This is a genomic window from Mycobacterium sp. NGS39 (assembly GCF_059812765.1).
Map to the genome: position 1 here is coordinate 25,851 of NZ_JCALDH010000001.1, position 21,126 is coordinate 46,976.

The 21,126-nt window shown below is 66.7% G+C and carries 19 protein-coding genes and 1 pseudogene; 6 read left to right on the forward strand and 14 right to left on the reverse strand.

Features of this window, described 5'->3' with window-relative positions:
- The first annotated feature begins 1 nt into the window (after position 1).
- The 3 genes and pseudogenes from AC5Y39_RS00145 (at position 2) to AC5Y39_RS00155 (ending at position 3,007) form a co-directional block, all read left to right on the forward strand.
- A pseudogene (locus AC5Y39_RS00145) lies at positions 2-1,203 on the forward strand (cytochrome P450).
- 67 nt (positions 1,204-1,270) lie between these two features.
- On the forward strand, positions 1,271-1,492 hold the full coding sequence (locus AC5Y39_RS00150; protein WP_499904548.1) for a hypothetical protein: 222 nt from the start codon (positions 1,271-1,273) through the stop codon (positions 1,490-1,492).
- Positions 1,493-1,504: 12 nt separating this feature from the next.
- Positions 1,505-3,007: an amino acid permease gene (locus AC5Y39_RS00155; RefSeq protein WP_500015669.1), complete on the forward strand. Its 1,503-nt coding sequence runs from the start codon at positions 1,505-1,507 to the stop codon at positions 3,005-3,007.
- 1 nt (position 3,008) lies between these two features.
- Here the strand turns inward: AC5Y39_RS00155 and AC5Y39_RS00160 are convergent, their stop codons facing one another.
- Positions 3,009-3,944, reverse strand: coding sequence for an LLM class flavin-dependent oxidoreductase (locus tag AC5Y39_RS00160; RefSeq protein WP_500015671.1), 936 nt, complete (start codon positions 3,942-3,944; stop codon positions 3,009-3,011).
- A 6-nt stretch (positions 3,945-3,950) separates the two neighbouring features.
- Positions 3,951-4,811, reverse strand: a complete 861-nt coding sequence (locus tag AC5Y39_RS00165) for an LLM class F420-dependent oxidoreductase (RefSeq protein WP_500015674.1) — start codon at positions 4,809-4,811, stop codon at positions 3,951-3,953.
- 28 nt (positions 4,812-4,839) lie between these two features.
- On the opposite strand from AC5Y39_RS00165, the gene AC5Y39_RS00170 reads away from it, so the two are divergent.
- Positions 4,840-5,628 (forward strand): SDR family NAD(P)-dependent oxidoreductase, encoded by a 789-nt coding sequence (locus tag AC5Y39_RS00170; RefSeq protein ID WP_500015676.1) that lies wholly within the window; start codon positions 4,840-4,842, stop codon positions 5,626-5,628.
- A gap of 12 nt (positions 5,629-5,640) precedes the next feature.
- Here AC5Y39_RS00170 and AC5Y39_RS00175 read toward each other — a convergent pair whose 3' ends face one another.
- The 5 genes from AC5Y39_RS00175 to AC5Y39_RS00195 form a co-directional block, all read right to left on the reverse strand.
- The gene (locus AC5Y39_RS00175; protein WP_500015678.1) at positions 5,641-6,936 is read right to left on the reverse strand and encodes an acyl-CoA dehydrogenase family protein; all 1,296 of its coding nucleotides are present in this window, start codon (positions 6,934-6,936) and stop codon (positions 5,641-5,643) included.
- Positions 6,936-8,081, reverse strand: coding sequence for a CaiB/BaiF CoA transferase family protein (locus AC5Y39_RS00180; protein WP_500015680.1), 1,146 nt, complete (start codon positions 8,079-8,081; stop codon positions 6,936-6,938). The genes AC5Y39_RS00175 and AC5Y39_RS00180 overlap by 1 nt, the downstream gene beginning before the upstream one ends.
- Positions 8,078-8,854 (reverse strand): enoyl-CoA hydratase/isomerase family protein, encoded by a 777-nt coding sequence (locus tag AC5Y39_RS00185; RefSeq protein ID WP_500015682.1) that lies wholly within the window; start codon positions 8,852-8,854, stop codon positions 8,078-8,080. Before AC5Y39_RS00185 ends, AC5Y39_RS00180 begins: the two co-directional genes overlap by 4 nt.
- 77 nt (positions 8,855-8,931) lie before the next feature.
- Positions 8,932-9,804, reverse strand: coding sequence for a TIGR03619 family F420-dependent LLM class oxidoreductase (locus AC5Y39_RS00190; protein WP_500015684.1), 873 nt, complete (start codon positions 9,802-9,804; stop codon positions 8,932-8,934).
- The gene (locus AC5Y39_RS00195) at positions 9,801-10,601 is read right to left on the reverse strand and encodes a PaaI family thioesterase (RefSeq protein ID WP_500015686.1); all 801 of its coding nucleotides are present in this window, start codon (positions 10,599-10,601) and stop codon (positions 9,801-9,803) included. Before AC5Y39_RS00195 ends, AC5Y39_RS00190 begins: the two co-directional genes overlap by 4 nt.
- A 25-nt stretch (positions 10,602-10,626) precedes the next feature.
- Here AC5Y39_RS00195 and AC5Y39_RS00200 point away from each other — a divergent pair, with 25 nt between their 5' ends.
- The gene (locus AC5Y39_RS00200) at positions 10,627-11,337 is read left to right on the forward strand and encodes a hypothetical protein (protein ID WP_500015688.1); all 711 of its coding nucleotides are present in this window, start codon (positions 10,627-10,629) and stop codon (positions 11,335-11,337) included.
- Between the two features lie 78 nt (positions 11,338-11,415).
- On the opposite strand, the gene AC5Y39_RS00205 is transcribed toward AC5Y39_RS00200, so the two are convergent.
- The 3 genes from AC5Y39_RS00205 to AC5Y39_RS00215 form a co-directional block, all read right to left on the reverse strand.
- Positions 11,416-13,356, reverse strand: coding sequence for a potassium transporter Kup (locus AC5Y39_RS00205; protein WP_500015690.1), 1,941 nt, complete (start codon positions 13,354-13,356; stop codon positions 11,416-11,418).
- A gap of 103 nt (positions 13,357-13,459) precedes the next feature.
- Entirely contained in the window at positions 13,460-14,566 is a 1,107-nt protein-coding gene (locus tag AC5Y39_RS00210; RefSeq protein WP_500015692.1) for an epoxide hydrolase family protein, read from the reverse strand.
- Positions 14,567-14,595: 29 nt separating this feature from the next.
- A complete protein-coding gene (locus tag AC5Y39_RS00215; RefSeq protein WP_500015694.1) occupies positions 14,596-16,728 on the reverse strand; it encodes an elongation factor G-like protein EF-G2 in 2,133 nt (710 codons plus the stop codon).
- An 86-nt stretch (positions 16,729-16,814) separates the two neighbouring features.
- Between AC5Y39_RS00215 and AC5Y39_RS00220 the strand changes: the two genes are divergently transcribed.
- Entirely contained in the window at positions 16,815-17,312 is a 498-nt protein-coding gene (locus tag AC5Y39_RS00220; RefSeq protein WP_500015696.1) for a DUF309 domain-containing protein, read from the forward strand.
- Here the strand turns inward: AC5Y39_RS00220 and AC5Y39_RS00225 are convergent.
- The 4 genes from AC5Y39_RS00225 to AC5Y39_RS00240 are packed head-to-tail and all read right to left on the reverse strand — an operon-like array spanning position 17,284 to position 21,100.
- On the reverse strand, positions 17,284-18,024 hold the full coding sequence (locus AC5Y39_RS00225) for a hypothetical protein (RefSeq protein ID WP_500015698.1): 741 nt from the start codon (positions 18,022-18,024) through the stop codon (positions 17,284-17,286). The genes AC5Y39_RS00220 and AC5Y39_RS00225 overlap by 29 nt on opposite strands.
- Positions 18,021-19,214: a zinc ribbon domain-containing protein gene (locus AC5Y39_RS00230; protein WP_500015700.1), complete on the reverse strand. Its 1,194-nt coding sequence runs from the start codon at positions 19,212-19,214 to the stop codon at positions 18,021-18,023. Before AC5Y39_RS00230 ends, AC5Y39_RS00225 begins: the two co-directional genes overlap by 4 nt.
- Positions 19,214-20,773: a S53 family peptidase gene (locus AC5Y39_RS00235; protein WP_500015702.1), complete on the reverse strand. Its 1,560-nt coding sequence runs from the start codon at positions 20,771-20,773 to the stop codon at positions 19,214-19,216. Before AC5Y39_RS00235 ends, AC5Y39_RS00230 begins: the two co-directional genes overlap by 1 nt.
- Before the next feature lie 57 nt (positions 20,774-20,830).
- Positions 20,831-21,100 carry a hypothetical protein gene (locus tag AC5Y39_RS00240; RefSeq protein ID WP_499913375.1) on the reverse strand — a complete coding sequence of 90 codons (270 nt, stop codon included), beginning with the start codon at positions 21,098-21,100 and terminating at the stop codon, positions 20,831-20,833.
- Between the last annotated feature and the right edge of the window lie 26 nt (positions 21,101-21,126).

A 21,126-nucleotide genomic window follows, 5' to 3' on the forward strand; every position in this document is an offset into this window, starting at 1 on the left:
CATGACCATCGCGAACTCCACCACCGTCTACTACGACCCGTATGACATCGGCATCGTCACCGACCCGTACCCCACCTACGCGCGGCTGCGTGACGAGGCGCCGATCTACTACAACGACCGCTACGACTTTTGGGCGTTGTCGCGCTTCGCCGACGTCGAGAAGGCCCTGCTGGACTGGGAGACGTTCTCCAACCAGCGCAGCGACATCCTGGAGCTGGTGAAGTCGGAGTTCGACATGCCCAAGGGCGTGATGATGTTCGAGGACCCGCCCGTGCACACGATGCTGCGCGGGCTGATGTCGCGGGTGTTCACGCCGCGACGGATGGCTGAGATCGAGGACCAGATCCGCCGGTACTGCGTGAATTGCCTTGACCCGCTGGTAGGTTCGGACAGCTTCGACATCATCGCCGAACTGGCCGCGATGATGCCGATGCGGGTCATCGGTATGCTGCTCGGCATTCCGGAGTCCGATCAGGTGGCGGTGCGCGATGCCAACGACGCTAATTTGCGCACCAAACCCGGTGCACCGATGAAGGTTTCCCAACCTGACCGGATCGCCGACGGGCGCATCTATGCCGACTATGTGGAGTGGCGGTCCAAGAATCCCTCCGACGACCTGATGACGGCGCTGCTGAACGTGGAGTTCGAGGACGAACAGGGCGTCACCCGCAAGCTCACTCGGAAAGAGGTGCTGCACTACACGCAAGTGGTCGCAGGTGCCGGCAACGAGACCACTGGACGGCTGATCGGCTGGCTGGCGAAGGTGCTCGCCGAACACCCGGACCAGCGCCGTGAAGTGGTCGAGGACCGGTCGTTGTTGCAGCGTGCGGTCGACGAGACGCTTCGCTTCGAGCCCACCGGGCCGCATGTCGCGCGATACATGGCAAAGGATTTCGAGTGCTACGGCACCACCGTGCCCGCGGGCAGCGCGATGCTGCTGCTGTTCGGTTCGGCGAATCGCGACCCCCGCCGCTACCAAGACCCCGACCGGTTCGACATCCACCGCGACAACATCAGCCACCTGACGTTCGGCAAGGGACTGCATTACTGCCTTGGCGCGAACTTGGCCCGGCTGGAGGGGCGGGTGGCACTCGACGAACTACTGAATCGCTGGCCCGAGTGGGACATCGACTACGACACCATGAAATGGCTCCGACGTCCACCGTTCGCGGCTGGGAACGACTGAGGTTGCTTCTGCCCTGACATTGCCGTCGGCACGCTCGCGGTGTTGACTGTCGGTACACCGTGGCGGGCGCGGAGGTGATGGTCGATGGCGCGGATCGATTTCCAGGCCAAGACACCGTTGATCGGGATGTCGATGGTGTTCCTCGCGATGTTCATTGTCGCGGTGACCGCTTATCTGCATGCCGGGTGGTACTCGATCATCGGCTACGCTGCTGCGGCCGGCATCGCGGTATTCGGCTTCGTGTTCACATTCCGTGACATCCCGAATCCGCCTGTCGCCGGTCAGCAGCAGAACACCGACGAGTGAGGAACCAGGTCGATGGCCGCCACCCCCGCATCGCGCACGCCGTCGGATTACGACCGGTCCGCCTTCACCCACGAGGAGGCCGGCTACCACAAGGGTCTGAAACCGCGCCAGCTGCAGATGATCGCGATCGGTGGCGCGATCGGCACCGGGCTGTTCCTGGGTGCCGGTGGTCGGCTCGCAAACGCCGGCCCTGCATTGTTTTTGGTGTACGGGATCTGCGGCGTGTTCGTATTCTTGATCCTGCGTGCGCTGGGCGAGCTCGTGCTGCATCGGCCGTCATCGGGTTCGTTCGTATCCTATGCACGCGAATTCTTCGGTGAGAAGGCAGCTTTCGTCGCCGGCTGGATGTACTTCCTGAACTGGGCGATGACGTCTATCGTCGACTCGACCGCGATAGCCACGTATTTCCATTACTGGTCGGGGTTTTCGAGCGTTCCGCAGTGGCTCATAGCGTTGATCGCCCTGGCCGTCGTTCTGGGAATGAATCTGATTTCGGTGACGCTCTTCGGCGAGCTGGAATTCTGGGCGGCACTGGTCAAAGTGCTTGCGCTGCTGACGTTTCTGGTGGCGGGCACGATCTTTCTGGCCGGCCGTTACCACGTGCAGGGCCAGCCGACCGGGTTCAGCGTGATCGCGAACCACGGGGGCCTGTTCCCGACGGGACTGTTCCCTTTGGTGATCGTCACCTCGGGGGTGGTGTTCGCCTATGCCGCCGTGGAGTTGGTGGGCACGGCAGCCGGTGAGACCGCCAATCCCGCGAAGGTCATGCCGCGCGCGATCAACTCGGTGATCGCCCGTATCGCGCTCTTCTACGTCGGCTCGACCTTTCTGCTGGGCCTGCTGTTGCCGTACTCGGCTTACAAGGCCGGCGAAAGTCCCTTCGTCACATTCTTTTCCAAGATCGGCGTCAACGGTGCCGGCACCATCATGAACGTCGTTGTCCTGACGGCAGCGTTCTCGAGCCTCAACGCGGGTCTGTATTCGACCGGCCGGATCCTGCGTTCGATGGCGATGAACGGCAGCGCGCCGAAGTTCACGTCGCTGATGAACCGGCGCGGTGTTCCGTACGGCGGCATCTGTCTCACCGCCCTGATCGGGTTGTTCGGCGTGCTGCTCAACGGCGTGGTGCCCGAGATGGCGTTCGAGATCGTCTTGAACATGGCAGCGTTGGGCATCATCGCGTCATGGGGCACGATCGTGCTGTGCCAGCTGCAGCTGTACCGCTGGTCGAAACAAGGCATCCTGAATCGGCCCACTTTCCGGTTGTGGGCTGCACCCTGGACCAGCTACCTGACGATGGCGTTCTTGGTCGCGGTCCTCGTTCTGATGGCACTCGACCCGCCGATCGGCACGTGGACGGTGTCCACCCTGGCAGTCATCATTCCTGCGCTGATCGCAGGCTGGTATGCGGTTCGGGCCCGCGTGCTGGCCGTCGCCCGGGAACGCATGGGTTTCACCGGGGAGTTTCCCGTTGTCGCGAACCGTCCACTGCCGGACCCTTACCGTAAGGACTGACCTAGTCGAGCTGCGGCAGAACCGTCGACGCGAACAACTCCAACGTGTCGTCGGCGGCGCGGTCGTGGGTGAACAGCACGATCTGGCGAAAGCCAAGTCCCTTCAACTCGCCAAGCCGTTCGACAACGGCCGGCGGGGTGCCGACCAGCCCACCTTCATGCAGCCCGAATGCTGGTACGCCGAAACGCCTTTCGGCGACCTCGCGCACCTTGGGCAACGACGCGTCGTCGGGAGCCAGCGCCATCACCGCCTCGATCGACAGCACGATCGAATCGAAGTCGCGCCCGATCTGCTCGCACAGTGATCGCAGCACCGACACCTTGTGTTCCAGCTCGCCGAGCGCGTACGTCGGCACATTCCAGATGTCGGCATAGCGTGCGACCAACGGCAGTGTGTACTTTTCACCCACACCGCCGACGATGATCGGCGGCCGGGGTCGTTGGACCGGGCCCGGCTTGATCGGCATCGCCTGGACCGTGTAATGCGTTCCGGCGAAGTCGATCACGTTGTCGGTGAAGGCCTGCGTCAAGATCTCCAGCGTCTCGCCCAGGCGTTCCGAGCGCTCGCGAAAACTGCCCCACGGCAGACCGGTGCGGTGGTGTTCGTCCTCGATGGAACCGCTGCCGATGCCTAGATACAGCCGGCCCGCCGAAATCTGGTCGAGCGTGGTGGCCATCTTGGCCAGAACCGCGGGGTGGCGAAACTGATTGCACAGCACCATGTGTCCGACCCGCAGCCGCTCGGTGCGGCTCAGCAGCGCCGTCGCCAACGTCCAGGCTTCCATCGACGCCACGTCGGGCATGCCGGGCCCGTACAGGTGGTCGTACAGCCACAGCGAACCGATGCCCAGCTCTTCGCAGCGCAGCGCGCGGTGCAGGATGTCGGCGTACGAGAAGCCCATCTGCGGCACGTAGATGCCGATGTCGAGTTCAGACATGGCCGGCTATGTCAGCGCGGCGGCGAGTCGGCGCCACTGCTCACGCGGGAACGCGGTGGGGTCGGCGTCGAGCGCCTGGATGCAGATGTGGTCGGCGCCGGCGGACCGGTGCTCGTCGACCCGGCGTGCGACGGCGTCCTCGTCGCCCCACGCGATCACCGCGTCGAGCAGCCGGTCACTCACCGAGGACAGGTCGTCGTCCGAAAAGCCGAGCCGCCGAAGGTTGTTCGCGTAATTGGGCATGGCGAGGTAGGAGCGCAGCCAGTTCGCGCCGATTGAGCGTGCGGTGTCGCGGTCGTCGCACAGGATCACCGTCTGCTCGGGATAAAGCACCGGGCCCGCACCCATCGTCTCGCGGGCGAACGCCGTGTGCTCCGGTGTCACCAGGTAGGGGTGCGCGCCCGCGGAACGCGTCGCCGCCAACTGCAGCATCTTCGGCCCGAGCGCGGCCAGCACCCGGTGCTCGGCAGGCACCGGCGGTGACGCGGCGTCCAACCCGTCCAAAAACGACCGGGTGGCTGCCAGCGGCCGACGGTACCGGCCCGGCTCTTTGGAGTCGATCAGCGGCGCATGGCTGACCCCGATGCCCAGCAGGAACCGCTCTCCGTGCGCTGCGGTGAGCGACGCGAAGGACTGCGCCGTCTCGTCAGGCGTGTGCATCCACAGGTTCAGGATTCCGGTGGCAATCACCGTGCGCGCTGTGGACTCCAGCAGGTGCGCCACCGAATCGAACACCGGTCCGCCGACGTCGGGAATCCACAACGCCGAATAACCGAGTTCCTCGAGTTCGGCGGCGGCCTCGCCCGCTTGGGCCTTATCGCCGTACCGCAGCTGCGAACTCCATATCCCAACACCGGACAGTTTCACGCCCTTGACGGTAACGTGCGTCTCTGCGATGAGTAATGGAAGGTGCGCCGGCAAGACCGCGCTGGTGACTGGAAGCAGCCGGGGTCTGGGCAAGGCGATCGCGCAGCGGCTGGCCAGCGAAGGGGCGACCGTCGCGCTTACCGCGCGGACCATGGAGCCCGACCCCAGATATCAGGGGTCGCTGCGGGACACGCTCGACGAGATCACCGCAGACGGCGGCGCGGCGATCGCGGTGCAGGCCGACCTGTCCAAGCCAGAGGAGCGGGACCGGCTGTTCACCGAGGTGGTCGAGCAAATCGGCGCGCCCGACGTTCTGGTCAACAACGCCGCCGTCACCTTTCTGCGGCCGCTGGACACGTTCCCGGACCGACGGGTGCGGCTGATGTTCGAGATGCACGTGTTCGCGCCGCTGCACCTCACACAACTGGCGATCCCGGCGATGCGGCAACGCGGCCGCGGGTGGGTGCTCAACGTCACCTCGGTCGGCGGCGATTTGCCTGAGGGGCCGCCTTTTTCCGAGTTCGACCGCACAGCCGGCTTCGGCATCTACGGAACCGTAAAGGCGGCGTTGAACCGGCTCACGAAAAGCCTTGCCGCCGAACTGTACGACGACGGCATCGCCGTGAATGCCGCAGCTCCGTCGAACCCGGTCGCCACCCCGGGCGCCGGCACCCTGGATCTGGCCAAGACGGACACCGAGGACATCGAGCTCATCACGCAGACCGCGCTGGAGCTGTGCACGGGCGATCCGAAGACGCTCACCGGCCGCATCGCGCACACCCAGCCGTTTCTGCGCGAAATGGGTTGGCTGCGTTAGCGTTTCGGCGGCTCAGTTGCGGGGGATGCCCGCGAGCTTGTCAGCGAACTTGGCCTCAGCCGCCTCGCGCAGCCGCAGCAGGTGCTCGGACGGAAACAGGTCCGGCGCCGGCGTGCGGTCTTTGAGCAGCAGTCGAGCGAGCGTCACCTTGTGCACCTCGGTGGGCCCGTCAGCCAGGCCGAGCACGAACGACTCGACAAGGTACTGCACGAACGGCATCTCATGCGTCACGCCCAGCGAGCCATGTAATTGCAAAGCCCGCGCCGACACGTCGTGCAGCACCTTCTGCATCATGGCCTTGACCGCGGAGATGTCGGTGCGAACGGCCTTGTAGTCGTTGTGCTGGTCGATCTTCCACGCCGTCTGCAAGGTCAGTAGCCGGAACGCCTCGATCTCCATCCACGAGTCCGCGACCATCTCCTGCACCAACTGTTTGTCGGCCAGCACCTCGCCCTGGGTGTACCGAGATACCGCTCGCTCGCAGATCATGTCGAAGATCCGCCGCACCAGCCCGACGGTACGCATCGCGTGATGAATGCGACCGCCGCCCAGGCGGGTCTGGGCGACGACGAACGCCCCGCCGCGCGGGCCCAGCATGTGGTCGGCCGGCACGCGCACGTTCTCGTAGCGCACATAGCCCTCGCGGCCGCCGCCCAGAGGCTGATAACCCAGGCCAACATTGCGCAACACGTTGATCCCGGGTGTCTCCGCCGGCACGACGAACATCGAATACCGTTGGTAGGGCGGCGCGTCGGGGTCGGTCATCGCCATCACGATGATGAACGACGCGATCGACGCGAACGACGAGAACCACTTCTCTCCGTTGATCACCCAGTGGTCGCCGTCCTGGACGGCCGTGGTGGTGAACACCTTCGGGTCCGCGCCACCCTGCGGCTCGGTCATCGAGAAGCATGACACGATCCGGTTGTCCAGTAGCGGCTCGAGGTAACGCTGCTTGAGTTCGGGCGTGCCGTAGTGAGCCAGGATTTCGCTATTGCCCGAGTCAGGGGCTTGCGAGCCGAAAACGATTGGCGCGCACTCGGAGCGGCCCAGGACCTCGTTCAGCAACGCCAGCTTCACCTGGCCGTAGCCGGGTCCGCCGAGATGCGGGCCGAGATGGGTGGCCCACAAGCCGCGTTCCTTGACGATTTCCTGCAGCGGCGGAATCAGAGCTTGGCGCACCGGGTCGTTCAGGTCGTGAGACTCCTCGACGATCAAATCGATCGGCTCGCACTCCTCGCGGACGAAGTCGTTTACCCATTCCAACTGCGCGGCCCATTCGGAGTCGGTGGAGAAGTCCCACGCCACTAGTCGTCCTTCCTGCTCTGTCTGGCGACGCCGGCGTCGACCAGCTCGGCGATCGCGTGCTCATCGAGGCCCAATTGCCTCAACACCTGGCAGGTGTGGTTGCCGGGCAGAGCCGACGGAGTCGGTTGTGCCGGAACGGTTTTGGAGAACCGCGGCGCGGGCGCCGGTTGGAGCACTCCGCCGACCTCGACGTACGATCGCCTGGCTACGTTGTGCGGATGATGCGGCGCCTCGCTGATCGAAAGCACGGGCGCTGCGCAGCAATCGGCCGAGTCCAGTTCGCGTTCCCACTCGGCACGTGTCTTCTGTCGAAACCGGGCCGCGAACGTCTCGCGGTGGGCACTCCATGCGGACGGATCGTCGTAGTCCTGCGGGACGTCGACGCCCATTCGCCGGCACAGTTCCGCGTAGAACTGTCGCTCGAGCGCCCCGACCGCCATGTGCTTGCCGTCGGCGGTCTCGTAGACACCGTAGAAGTGCGCCGCGCCGTCGAGAAGGTTGTCGTGCCGGTGATCGCGCCACGTGCCGGCGGCCACCATCCCGTGATACGGAGCCATCAGCGCAGCGGCACCGTCGACCATCGCCACGTCGAGCACTTGACCCTCGCCGGATTCGCGGGCGTGCAGAATCGCGCTCAACAAGCCCACCGCCAAAAGCATTCCGCCGCCGCCGTAGTCGCCGACAAGGTTCAGAGGTGGAACCGGTGTGTCTTGGGTGCCTATTCCGTGCAGCGCGCCCGCCAGTGCGATGTAGTTGATGTCGTGGCCGGCCCGGTCGGCGTACGGACCGTCCTGGCCGTAGCCGGTCATCCGCGCGTACACCAGCCGGCCGTTGACCTGGTGCAGCTCGGCGGGGCCGATGCCCAGCCGCTCAGCCACCCCGGGACGAAAGACGTCGACGAACGCGTCGGCGTCTTCGACCAACCGGTGCACGAGTTCGCGGCCACGCGGGTCCTTGACGTCGAGCGCCACCGAACGCTGGCTGCGGCGCACGGTGTAGTCGATGGGCAACCCGCCGTCCGCCTGACGTGGCTGATCCACCCGCACCACGTCGGCGCCGAGGTCGCCGAGCAGCATGCCGCAGAACGGGCCCGGCCCCAAGCCGCCCATCATCACCACCCGCACGCCGCGCAGCGGCCCGCTCACGACGACCACTTCCGGCGCAGCGCGGCGGCTTCGTCAGTCGCGTGGCTGAGAACCTGGTTGCGGTTCTCGAGCTCCAGGGCCGACGCCAGGCCGGCGGCGTCGGTGTTGACTTGCAGTGCCCGCTTGGTCAGCTGCACACCCAGCGGAGTGAGACCTGCGATGGCAGAAGCGATTTCGAGTGCACTGTCCAGCAGGCGGTCCGCTTCAACCACCCGGCTGACCAGCCCGCGGCGATCAGCCTCCTCGGCGGACACCGTGCGCCCGGTCAGCATCCACTCTGCGGCCACACTCGAGCCGACGATACGGGGCAGAAAATAGCTCATCCCCATTTCCGCTCCCGACAGCCCCAGCAAGATGGCCGCGTTGCCGAATGTTGCTGTGGCAGAGCAGATCCTGATGTCAGCAGCCAGGCAGAGCGCAAGACCGGCGCCGACGCACGGCCCGTTGACCGCCGCGATCACCGGCTGGGGCAGGTCCCGAATCGCTTGAGGCAGTGCGGCCATCGACTCCTGAAACCGCAGCCGCTCGATCGCCGGGTCGTTCGCTTCTGGAGCGCTGTCGCCGAATCCGCGCACATCCATGCCCGAGCAGAAGCCGCGGCCGGTGCCAGTGACCACGACGACGTTGACCGACGTGTCGGTGGAGAGGGCTTGCAACGTTTGCAGGAGTTCGGAGCGCAAGGTCTGGTCGATCGCATTCAGCCGCTCCGGACGGTTCAGCTGCAGCAGGGCGACGCCGGGCCGGACGAAGTCGACGTTGACTGTCGATGGCACCTTCGGACTGTAAAACACCGGTGAATCGCCGCGGGGATACGGTCGGGGCCAGCCCACCGGGCCTGCGGGGTCGGGGGTCATCGCGACTTGTCGATGATCGCGTCGGCGAACCGCTCGATCGCTGCCCGGTAGCGGCCGACGTCGCCTCCGGATTGAACGCCGGCGTCGGTGGCCCACGGACTGCACATGACTGCGGTGATGCCGATGTCCTCGGCGCGCTTGTAGAGGTCGGGCGTCGGCGGTTCCAGCAACGCCAGCATGATCTCGAACGGCTCGCCTTCGCGGCCGTACTCGCGGCGTAAGTCTGTCAGCCTTCTCGCGTATCCGGCGGCGTCGTCCCAGCCGTAGGCGTAGCCAACCCAGCCGTCGCACAGACGCGCCGCGCGGCGCAGCGCCGCCTCGGACTCGCCGCCGCACAGGATCGGCACGGGCTGAGCGGGGTGGGGCTCGATCATCATCTCGGGCACCTGGTAGTGCACGCCGTTCCACGACACCCAGCCGCCGCCCCACAGCGCCCGCAGCGCGGGGATCATCTCGTCGAGCCGCCGGCCGCGGGTGTGGAACTCCTGGCCCATCAGCGCGTATTCCTCACGCATCCAACCGACTCCGACGGCAAGAGACACCCGGTCCTGCGACAGCACCGCAGCCGTCGCCACCTGCTTGGCGACCTCCAACAGCGGCCGCGCCGGTGCGACGTACACCGCGTTCGAGAACCGCAGCCGCGTGGTGACGGCGGCCATCGCGCCGATGAGCACCCACGAATCCGGCCATGCGGTTTCCGGCGGCCACGGCGGCACGCCTTGCGGAGACGGATAGCGCGAGGTCAGCGTTCGCGGATAGATCAGGTGATCGGAGGTGACGATCCCGTCGTACCCGGCTTCGTCGAGCATGGTCGCGACCGCGATCACGTCGGTGGGCGCCATGAACGCTGTGCCGGCCCAGAACTTCATCGCCGGTAGGCCGTGACGTTGGCGACGAGCGCGACGGCGCCGTCGTCGCATATTGCCTGTGCTGTCGCGACGCCGCTTCGCCGTCCCGCATGCAAAACCTCTGCGGTGTAACGGGATTCGGCGCCGCCGCGGAACGGGCGCAGGTAGTTCACGCGAAGCGACGCGGTGTCGAGCGGACCGTCGGGGCGGCCGGCGCTGAGTGCAGCTGACGCGGCGAGTTCCAATCCGGCAGCAGCAATTCCGCCGTGCACGATGCCCATGCTGTTGTCGAGTGCCGCGTGGGGGTCTTGGCACAGCACCGGCGGATCGCCCTGTTCGATGCGCAGCGCCATGATCTCTGCCAGCCCAGTCGGCGTCGGGTGCGCCGTCGTCTGTTTCGGCGCCTGCGGGAAGTGGCCGGGAAGCCGAATGTGAACCGATCGCACGGTGCCCACACCGACGATCGCGTCACGGTGGGTGACGTCGCAGACTCCCAGCGACGTGCTGCCCTTCGGGCCGACTGGCCGTGCCGTGCCCACGACGGGGATGTCGGGCGCCTGCGCGATCGCCGCCAGCGCGTCGGGCGCGAGGTCCAGCGTCAGCTCGCTGGACACCGTCCACTCGTCGGGGCCGCGGCGATAGTGGTTGACCAGTCCGGCGACGAAGTCGACGAGCACGGCCAGCGGCGCGACGGTGGGCGCGCCGGTCACCGGGTTGACGAGGCCGGCCATCGGGATCGCACCCACGAACGGGTCGGGGCTGTCGACGAGGGTCTCCATGCCGAACCTGCCCAGCGGGGTGTTCGGTGGGTGCAGCATCGCGGTCAAGGGTAATCATGGCCTCATGGCCGACGACGCACTGGACGAGTTGTACTGGGTGACGCCGGACAAGTTCACGGCCACCCGCAGCAGACTCGCGGCCGCCGCGAAGGATCGCGGTGACACGCAGGCCGCCAAGCAGATCACCGCCGCCCGCAAGCCCACGCAGGCTGCGTGGGTGGTCAATCGGCTTGCCCTCAGCCACGGCAAGGCCACACAGCGGCTCAGGGATCTGGGCGAACGGTTACGCCAGGCGCACTCCGCGTTGGAAGGCGACCGCATCCGCGAACTTTCCGCCGAACAACGCAAGCTCATCGACGAGCTGTCGCGGACGGCATTTGACGCCGCGGAGATCGACGACCCGTCGGCGGCGCTGCGCGAGGACGTGACGGCCACCTTGCAAGCCGCGGTTGCGGACGCCGACGTGGCCGCGCGGCTGGGTCGGCTGACCAAGCCCGAACAGTGGTCGGGCTTCGGTGATTTCGCGTTGGCGGCTTCAGTGGCCGCTTCGAAGCCGGACGTCGAACGAGAGCCGGATCAGACGGAGATCAAGCGAGCGCGGGCCGCTGCGACCGCGGCGGAACAGGCGAAGGCCCAAGCCGATGAGGCGGTCGCGGCGGCGCGTCGGCGCTACGACGAAGCCGAACGGGACCTGCGCGCCGCTGAAGACGCCAGCCGCGACGCCGCAAAGCAGCTGAAAGATGCGCGGGCGCAGCTGAAGCGGGCGGGCGGCTGATCGCCGAGCCGGTAGCCAGCGCGGGAAATCACGAGAGCGGGCCGCGTGGAATACCGTTTCGGCGCCCAGCGTGGGTGGCTAGACCTCGATGCGCGAGCCCATCACCACGGTGCGGTCCAACGGCAGGCCGAAGAACGCGGCGGCATCGGCGGTGATGTACGACGTGGCAATGAACAACTTCTTGCGCCACTTGGCCATCGTCGGCGCGTTGCCCGTCACCAGCTCCAGCTTCGACAGGAAATACGACGCGTTCTCGACGGCGAGTTTGCCCTCGGTCTCGCTGGGATCCAGCAGCCGTAAAGTCCTTGGCACATTGGGTCTTTCCATGTATCCGAACCTGGCGTTGACGTGGAGGATGCCGTCTTTGGCATAACCCAGATCGTCGATCTGCGCGCGCTCGTCGTCCGGGATACGCGGCACGGGCAGAGTGTCGAGCGACAAGATCACGACGTGCTCGTGCAGCACGCGGTTGTGTTCGACGTTGGCCCGCAATGCCAGCGGGGCGGTTTCACTGCCGCGGTTCAAGAACACGGCCGTGCCCGGAATGCGGACCAGTGGCGGCTGCCGGTGCGTGATCTCGTCGATGAACCCGCGAAGCGGACCTTCGGCTTGCGCACGCGCCCGCGTCACGATCTCGCGGCCGCGCTGCCAGGTGGTCATCACCGTGAACGCCGTGATGCCGATCAGCAGTGGCAGCCATGCGCCATGCACGAGTTTGGTGAGGTTCGCGGCGAAGAACATCAGGTCGACGGCCAGCAGCGTGCCCCCGCCAATGAGCACCAGCCACAACGGAGTTCGCCATCGCGTGTAGGCGAGGTAGAAGAACAGCAGCGTCGTGATCGTGATCGTTCCGGTCACCGCCATGCCGAACGCGTAGGCCAGCGCACTGGAGCTGCGGAACGCGAACACCAGCGTGAGCACCGCGACCAACAGCATCCCGTTGATCCACGGCACATAGATCTGCCCGACCGTCGATTCCGACGTGTGAGCAATCCGCAGACGCGGCAGATAACCGAGTTGCGCGGCCTGCGACGCCACCGAATACGCCCCGGTGATGACTGCCTGTGATGCGATGACCGTCGCGGCAGTGGCCAACAGCACCATCGGAATTCGCGCCCATTCCGGGGTGAGAAGAAAAAACGGCGCGCTGCGGTTCTTCTCGTCGCCGAGCAGCAACGCCCCCTGACCGAAATAGCTCAGTGTGCAGGCCGGCAGCACCAGAAGCAGCCAGGCTCGGACGATCGCCGGCCGCCCGAAGTGGCCCATGTCCGCGTAGAGCGCTTCGGCGCCGGTCACTGCGAGCACCACTGCCGCCAAAGCGAAAAACGCGATGTGGAAGTGACCGGCGATGAACGCCAGCGCATACGTCGGCGACAACGCCTTGAGGATCAGCGGGTGGTCGACGATGCTGCGTATCCCACATGCGCCGATCGCCACGAACCAGACGATCATCACCGGTCCGAACAACCGGCCGACGGTGCCTGTGCCCCGTCGCTGCACGGAGAACAACAGCACGATGATCACCGCGGTGATCGGTACCACCCAATCCTCGAAGCCCGGCTCGACCACCTTGAGACCTTCGACGGAGGACAGCACCGAGATCGCGGGGGTGATCATGCTGTCGCCGAAGAACAGTGCGGCGCCGAAGATTCCGAGACTGGCCAGGATCACCGCCGTGCGAGGACGCCTGCCGGTGGCCCACTTCCGCACCAGCGTGATCAGCGCCATGATGCCGCCCTCGCCGTGGTTGTCGGCGCGCATCACCAGCGTGACGTACGTCAGCGTGACGATGATCATCACCGACCAGAAGATCAACGACACAATGCCGTAGATGTTGTGCTCTGAGATCGGTACCGGGTGCGGATCGTGCGGGTTGAACACCGTCTGGATCGTGTAGATCGGGCTGGTGCCGATGTCGCCGAACACCACGCCGAGGGCTCCCACCGTCAACCCCAGCCGCGCCGTCTGTGCACCGCTGGCCGCGCGGGGCTCGAAGTCGGTCGTGGATTCGGTGCGCACCGCAAACCGTCCTTTCGTCAGCTTCGCCGAGCGTGAGCACAGCGCGGAAGATGGGCCGTAATTTCGCACTGTGCTCACGTTCGGTGTAACTCAGTGCGGCGGCTCAGCGCACCGTCGCGAAGAATTTTCGGACGTCTTCGACGAACAGCTCCGGCTGCTCGAACGCGGCGAAGTGCCCGCCGCGCGGCATCGCGGTCCAGTGCGTGATGTTGTACTTGGGCTCACACCAGTGCCGCGGAGGGCGCACGACCTCCTTCGGGAAAGACGCTATGCCCGTGGGTAATTCGACGCGGCCGGAGCTGCCGAAGTAGTTGTAGCTTTCCCAGTACATCCGGGCCGATGATGCGGCCGACGCCGTCACCCAGTACGTCATCACGTTGTCGAGCAGCTCGTCTTTGGTCAGCGCGTTCTCCGGATGCCCGTCGCAGTCCGTCCAGGCCCAGAACTTCTCGACGATCCAGGCCAGCTGGCCGACCGGGGAATCGACCAGCCCGTAGCCGACCGTTTGCGGACGCGTCGACTGTTGCTTGGAGTAACCCGAATCCCACTTGTCGTAGTAGCGCATGGCTTTCAGCGCTTGCTTCTCCTCCGGTGTCGGATCACTGAGATCGCCTGGCGGAAAAGCGATCGCGAAGTTGAGGTGGATTCCCACGCAGTGGTTGGTCGCGCCGTTGCGGCCGATCGCCGTCGTCACCGCGGCGCCCCAGTCGCCGCCTTGCGCGCCGTAGCGGTCGTAGCCCAGCCGGGTCATCAACGTCTCCCACGCGTCGGCCACCTTGTCGACGCCCCATCCCGTGGTGGTCGGCTTGCCTGAGAACCCGTAGCCCGGCAGAGACGGGCAGACCACGTGGAATTCGGCTTTGAGCGGCTCGATCACCTTTTGGAACTCCACGACCGAGCCGGGCCAGCCGTGGGTGATGATCAGCGGGAACGCGTCGTCGTTCGGGGAGCGCTGATGGATGAAGTGGATGGTCAGCCCGTCGATCTCGGTGGTGAACTGGTCGAATCGGTTCAGGGCGGCTTCGCGGGAGCGCCAGTCGTACCCGTCGGCCCAGTACTCGGCGAGTTCGCGGGTGTAGGCCAGCGGGATGCCCTGGCTCCAGTCGTCGACGGTTTCGCGCTCCGGCCATCGGGTGTGGGCCAGCCGGCGTCGCAAGTCGTCGAGGACGTCGTCGGGAACGTCGATGCGGAAGGGCTTGATCTCGGTCATGGCTCCAGCCTCGCGCGCGGGCAGAAATCTCAGGCGGTGGCTTTGACTTTCGCGGCCGCCGACTCCGGCATCGGCTCGTAACGGGTGAACGTGCGGGTGAACGAGCCCGCACCGTGGGACAGCGAGCGCAGGTCGATCGCATACCGGGTCAGCTCCACTTCGGGCACCTCGGCCTTGATCATCGTCCGGTTGTCGCCGACGTTATCGGTGCCGAGCAAGCGGCCGCGCCGGCCGGACAGGTCGCTCATCACCGCGCCCACCAGATCGTCGGGCACCACCACCGACACCGTGTCCACCGGTTCGAGAAGGTTGATCTTCGCCGCGGCGGCCGCCTCCCGCAGCGCCAGCGCACCGGCCATCTGGAACGCCATGTCGCTCGAGTCGACGCTGTGGGCCTTTCCGTCGAGCAGCGTCACCCGGATGTCGACAACGGGATAACCTGCGGCAACGCCCTTTTCCATCTGTGCGCGCACGCCCTTCTCCACGCTGGGGATGAACTGGCGAGGCACCGCGCCGCCGACGACCTTGTCGACGAACTCGAATCCCGAGCCCTCCGGCAGCGGCTCCACCTCGATGTCGCAGACGCCGTACTGGCCGTGTCCGCCGGACTGCTTGACATGGCGGCCGTGGCCTTTTGCCTTGCTGCCGAACGTTTCTCGCAGCGGCACCCGCAGTTCGACGGTGTCAACTGTGACCCCGAAGCGGTTGGCGAGCGCGTCGAGGACCACACCGGCGTGCGCTTCGCCCATGCACCACAACACAATCTGGTGGGTTTCCTGGTTCTGCTCGATACGCAAAGTCGGGTCCTCGGCGGCCAACCGCTGCAGGCCCACCGACAGCTTGTCTTCGTCGGTCTTCGCGTGCGCCTGCACCGCCACCGGCAGCAGCGGCTCGGGCATCGACCATGGTTTGAGCACCAGCGGTTCGCCCTTGTCCGACAACGTGTCTCCGGTCTCTGCCCGGGTGAGCCGGCCGATCGCGCAGATGTCGCCGGCGATGACGGCCGGGGCGGGCCGCATCTGCTTGCCCAGCGGAAACGACAGCGGCCCGATGCGTTCGTCTTCGTCGTGGTCGGCGTGGCTGCTGTGCTCGTAGAACTGACTGAAGTGACCCGAGACGTGCACCGTCGCATCGGGTCGGATGGTGCCGGAGAACACGCGCACCAGGCTCACCCGCCCGACGTACGGGTCGGAGGTCGTCTTGACCACCTCGGCCAGCAACGGGCCGGCCGGGTCGCAGGTGAGGTGCGTGCGGGCGGCACCCTGAGGCGTGAACACCTCCGGCAGCGGATGCTCTAGCGGTGACGGGAAGCCGCTGGTCGCCACCTCCAGCAACTCGAGCGTTCCGACGCCGGTACTGCTGCAGACCGGAATGACCGGGAAGAACGACCCACGCGCGACCGCCTTCTCCAGGTCCTCGATCAGCACCGCCTGGTCGATCTCCTCACCGCCGAGGTAGCGGTCCATCAACGACTCGTCCTCCGACTCCTCGATGATGCCTTCGATCAGCGAGCCACGGGCATCTTCGATCCGGTCGGCATACGACGAATCTGGTTCTCGCACTTCATGTTTGCCGTCTTTGTACAGGAAACAGCGCTGGGTCAGCAGTCCGAGCAAGCCGTTGTCGACCGGAAGATAAAGCGGCAACACCTTGTCGCCGAACACGTCCCGGGTGGCGGCCAGCGCGTTCTCGTAATTGGCACGCGGGTGGTCGAGCTTGGTCACCACCACCGCCCGCGGCATGTTCACCTGGTCGCATTCCTGCCACAGCATCTTGGTGGGCTCGTCGACGCCCTCGTTGGCGGCTATCACGAACAGCGCGCAATCGGCGGCTCGCAGGCCGGCGCGCAGCTCGCCCACGAAGTCGGCGTAGCCGGGGGTGTCGATCAAGTTCACCTTGACGCCGTCGTGCATCAGCGGCGCGACCGCCAGCCCCACCGAACGTTGCTGGCGGATCTCGGCGTCGTCGAAGTCGCAGACTGTAGTGCCGTCGACCACCGATCCTGCTCGCGGAAGCACCCCCGCGGCCACCAGCAGCGCCTCGACGAGTGTGGTTTTACCGGCCCCCGACGGTCCCACCAGGACCACATTGCGGATGGCCGCCGGGCTGTCCACGACCGGCGCGGCACCACCCCCTTTGGCTGTGCTGGTCTTGTCTGCCACGGCATTCCTCCGAGCGCTTTCGTTGCCACCGGATGTGTAGTCCACAATTCCCCCAAGCACCCTTCGAGCACAAGGACCAACCGGCTATGCCGTCACGCGACCGCGACGAGTCGGGCAACGCCCGCAATGCGCGTCCCCGCGACGCGTTGGGCCGGCCGCTTCCGCGCGGCAGCCAGGGCGTGCCCCGCATCCCCGACGACCTCGACCTCGCGCCGGCCGAAACCCTGCGCTACGCCCAAGACCTCCTGGACCGGGGGTTCGCGTTCAACGCGCACGAGGTGCTGGAGGCCGCCTGGAAGACCGGGCCCGCCGAAGAACGCATGCTGTGGCAGGGGCTGGCTCAACTGGCGGTCGGGATCACTCACATCCAGCGCGGAAACCCAAGGGGCGCAAGCGCACTGCTCGACCGCGCGGCGGCCCGGCTGAAATCGAGCGCGCGCCCGGTGCCGCACGGGATCGACGCCGACGGGCTGGTGCGTCACGCCGAGCATCTGAGTGCCGACGTGCGCGCGGGCGCTGACATCGCACCGGAGCGGCTGCGACCGCGTCTAGTGGTCAGCGCGGCGGGTCGCCCCGCCACATGAAGCTGTTGACGTAGGCGGCCATATCCAGCGCGAGCTCAAGATTCACGCCCGACGGCTGGCCGGTGCCGAAGTCCGGCGTGAAGCGGTGGTACGGGCCGACGGCCGCGGCGATCAGCGCCAGATCGTTCTTCACCGCGACCATCACCAGCACGCGCAGCCGCATGAAGTTGCCCGCCGCGTCTTGTGGATACACGTCAGCCACTTCTCCGTAGCCCAGCTGGTAGCCGACCATCGCGTTCGGGATCTCGTAGTCCTTGACCGCGTCGGGATAGGTCTCGTCGAGCAGCTCGTGCGCGATGTCGGCCGGCTGCCGGCCCAGTGCCGGCTCGCCGAACAGCTGCATGGTGCCGCCGTCGCCGCCGGTGAACTCCGCGGTCACGCCGTTCGGTTTCGTGCTGACGCGGTAGGCGGTGCCCGGACCGGGGTACGCCACGGAGAACGCACCGTCGCCAGACAAGAAGCGCGGCAACCGTTCCACCGGTTTTCCAAGTGGCGGCTGGCCGCAGTCCGGTGGGCAGACGTACCGCGGTGCCGGTGGGGTGAGCAATTCGAACGCCAGCACCACGCCGACGATCACCACGGCCACCCCGACCAGAAGCTGCAACAGCACCCGGCGATGCGAGGTGTGCCGCAGGGGCGCCGCCGCATAGGAGCCCGCCGGCAGCGCGTAGCCAGGCAACACCGACTGAGCGAGGGACGCGGGCGCGCTCACGGACCCTCCGCGCTCGGCTCGATCCGCACGGGCCGGTGTCGCCGCCTTTCGGTGCGTGACATGCGGGACGACGCGCGGATGGCCACGCCACAATGCGGGCAGAACGCCATGTCGGGAATCACGTGCCTGCAGTGCTCGCACAACAGCGGCTGGGAGCTCACCGGCTCTTGTGCTTCACGCAGCAGCGCCATGTGCAGCACCATCCGCAGGGCCAGCAGCATCACCAGCGCAACCGCCAAATGCACCACCAGCTGCCATGTTTCGGGGACAGGCGACGCATCGGTCAGCCCGACGATCGCGTAGGCGACGAGTATGGTCGCCGTGGCAGGCAGTGGATGTGCCAGCGCCTGACCCCGATGTTGATGTGCTGCAACGGGTTTGGTGAACCACAGGGCCGCGCCGAGCATGCCGCCGGCCGTCGCGGCGACAAGCGACATCGCCACGCCGCGGATGACGGCTTCGGCGATCAGCCCGACGATCGGGCGGTCGGTGGCCATCAACCCGGTGGCGAACTGCGGCGTCAACCGCGTGAGCGTGGCAGCAGCGGTGAAGCTCATCGCCGTAATCGCGCCTACGAGGAAGCCGTCCAACGACTCGCGAGGGCCGGCACTCGACAGCCGCGCCGCCACGGCCGGCAGCAGCATCACCAGTGCACCGCCGACCGGGATGAGAAGCCCCTCCCACAGCGGCTGCTTGAACTCCATGCCGGTGCGAAACGCGACGTCGTAGCTGCGGGCGATGACTGCGCCGGTCAGCCACGCCCAGCCGACGCCCAGGACGATCGCCAGAGCCGTACTGAACAGCAGGGCGCGCCGCGGCAGATCGCGGTAGGTGTGCGACTCGAGCAGATAGAGATGGAACAGCAGCGGCAATCCGAGCACGCTGACCCCAATCAACGGCGCCTGCCACCGCAGCGCCGAGAACGCGGCCAACGCTGCCACCAGCACCGCCAATCCGATCCGGAACGGCGCCTGAGAGCGGTGGTGCAGATGCGGAAACAGCGAGCTCGTCACCGATGGCAGCAACACGTGCTGGCTCGGTGCCGCACTGAACGCCCGCAACCGCAGCCACGCCGGCCCGTCACCGCGCTGCGCCACCAGGTGTGAGCCGCAGTAGCCACAGAACGCGCCCGCGGGCACGTCGGTTTCGCACACCGGGCACGCGGTGGTCGGCACCTCGCCGGTACTCATCACGCAGCCTTCTGGATGTCGAGTATGTTGCGGGCCAGGTTCTCCACGTTGGGCGGCCCCAGCCCGGTGATCAGGTCGTATCCGGGGGTGGCCACGTCCACTGCGTTCGCACCGAGCGACACGTCGCGAAACGCCGGGCGCGACGCCCCGGCCGCCACGCGGTACAGCAGCGGGTTCACCGCGCCCAACGCATGCCCGCTGTTGGCGATCAAATACTGATTCATCACTGCGGCGAGCCCGGCCCAGATCGGTGCCGCCTGCGAGGTGCCGCCGCCGACCAGCACCTGCTGGCCGAACACGATCCGCAGTCCGGTGAACGGGTCTGCGGCCGCGGCGACGTCGGGAGACAGCCGGTGGGTGCCATCTCGCGCCGACGTGACACCCTGTTGCCATCCGGGGCGTGCGAAGAGCGCCGACACGCCGCCGCTGCTGCCGGTTGTCAGAGGCGAGTTCACCCACGCCTGCTCGGCCAGCCACACCCCGTTCTCGTCGAGCGACAACGCCGTGCCACCCACTGCGGTCATCTCCGGCAACGACGAAACTGCATCCAGCCCAACATCATTCGGCCCCGGTGGGGATGACCAGTCGTCACCGCCCTTGCACTGCAGGCCGCCGTTGTCGCCGGTGGCTGCGAATGCTGTGGTGCCGCGGGCCTGCGCCTTGGCGAGCGCCGCGCGGACCGGCGCGAGATCGGCGGCAGTCAACAGCCGGTCACACGCCCAGCCGATCGACAGGCTCCAGACCGCGCCCGGGAAGCGTCGATCGGCGTCTTCGAACATCGCCGAAATCTTCTCGAAATTGCCGTCGCCTTGAAGTGTCGGCACGGCATTGACCACCACCAGCTGCGCGTCCGGGGCGACCGCATGGGCGACCTCGAGATCCATCGTGGTCTCGCCGGTCGGCTTGCCCGGTTGACCGCCGATCAGCACCAGTGCGAACGTCGGCAGGCCTGATTGCTGTGCGAACGTATCGAGGTCGGCTTGGTCGAAACCGTCGAATTCGAAGAACACGATGGTGGCGCCTTTACCGGTGAAGCCTTGAGCAGCAAGGCTATTCGCGTTGTAAGCCGTCAACAGCTCGATTGGGGTCAGGCCCGGCTGGCGACCGGTCAGCGGCACGGGCGGGCGTGCCGTGTGGTGTGGTGTATAGCCGAGGATCCTTCCGATGCCGCTCACTTCGAGGTCCAGCGAAGCCGGCATGGACGGCTGCTGCGGCGACGCGTAGAACACCTGACCGCGCCGCCCGCGGTACTCGTGCACCGCTACGTCGAACGTCTGGGCGACGGCGCTAGCTGCGCCCTCGACGATCGCCCAGGTGTCACCGGGACGCCACCGCACCGACAGCGCGTTGTCGCGCGCCCAAGCCGTCAACGCTTGCGGTCGGCTTGCATCCCGCAGCATGACAGTCATCTGCACCTCGCCGGTGGTCGCGTTCCCGAGATCGGTTGAGGCACTGATCAACAATGCCAGTGGGCCGTCGACCACGCGTGAACCCGGCGACGACGGACGCAGGTCGGATGCGGCGCTCAGCAACACAACCACGGCCCCGAACACCCGCATCCAGCGGGTCCACGCGGACCTCGACGTCTGCGCCGGCTTCGCGACCGCTCCTACGACCTACTCGTGACTGCGCTTGTGCGTCGACACGGTGGGCATCGGCTGAACCGGCGTGGGCGTGAACAGGTTCGGTCCGTTGGGGCTGATGTCGTGCTGTGTCGGCGACACCGGCGGCGGAGTAGTGGTGGTAGTCGTCGTGGTGGTGGAAGGCGTTGTGGTGGAGGGCTTTTCCTCACCTTTGCCGCCGCAACCGGCGGTCAGACCGCCCATCGCGATCAGGGCGCCGGCACCCGCGACGGCTGCCCAACGCGTGACCGAACGTGACCTCATCGCGGTTCCCGTCTGTAGGTGTGGCA

Excerpts from the sequence above, each read along its gene's own strand:
- AC5Y39_RS00150 (WP_499904548.1), top strand. The coding sequence starts at position 1,271 with ATGGCGCGGATCGATTTCCAGGCCAAGACACCGTTGATCGGGATGTCG.
- AC5Y39_RS00155 (WP_500015669.1), top strand. The coding sequence starts at position 1,505 with ATGGCCGCCACCCCCGCATCGCGCACGCCGTCGGATTACGACCGGTCC.
- AC5Y39_RS00160 (WP_500015671.1), bottom strand. The coding sequence starts at position 3,944 with ATGTCTGAACTCGACATCGGCATCTACGTGCCGCAGATGGGCTTCTCG.
- AC5Y39_RS00170 (WP_500015676.1), top strand. The coding sequence starts at position 4,840 with ATGAGTAATGGAAGGTGCGCCGGCAAGACCGCGCTGGTGACTGGAAGC.
- AC5Y39_RS00190 (WP_500015684.1), bottom strand. The coding sequence starts at position 9,804 with ATGAAGTTCTGGGCCGGCACAGCGTTCATGGCGCCCACCGACGTGATC.
- AC5Y39_RS00195 (WP_500015686.1), bottom strand. The coding sequence starts at position 10,601 with ATGCTGCACCCACCGAACACCCCGCTGGGCAGGTTCGGCATGGAGACC.
- AC5Y39_RS00200 (WP_500015688.1), top strand. The coding sequence starts at position 10,627 with ATGGCCGACGACGCACTGGACGAGTTGTACTGGGTGACGCCGGACAAG.
- AC5Y39_RS00210 (WP_500015692.1), bottom strand. The coding sequence starts at position 14,566 with ATGACCGAGATCAAGCCCTTCCGCATCGACGTTCCCGACGACGTCCTC.
- AC5Y39_RS00220 (WP_500015696.1), top strand. The coding sequence starts at position 16,815 with ATGCCGTCACGCGACCGCGACGAGTCGGGCAACGCCCGCAATGCGCGT.
- AC5Y39_RS00230 (WP_500015700.1), bottom strand. The coding sequence starts at position 19,214 with ATGAGTACCGGCGAGGTGCCGACCACCGCGTGCCCGGTGTGCGAAACC.
- AC5Y39_RS00235 (WP_500015702.1), bottom strand. The coding sequence starts at position 20,773 with ATGCGGGTGTTCGGGGCCGTGGTTGTGTTGCTGAGCGCCGCATCCGAC.
- AC5Y39_RS00240 (WP_499913375.1), bottom strand. The coding sequence starts at position 21,100 with ATGAGGTCACGTTCGGTCACGCGTTGGGCAGCCGTCGCGGGTGCCGGC.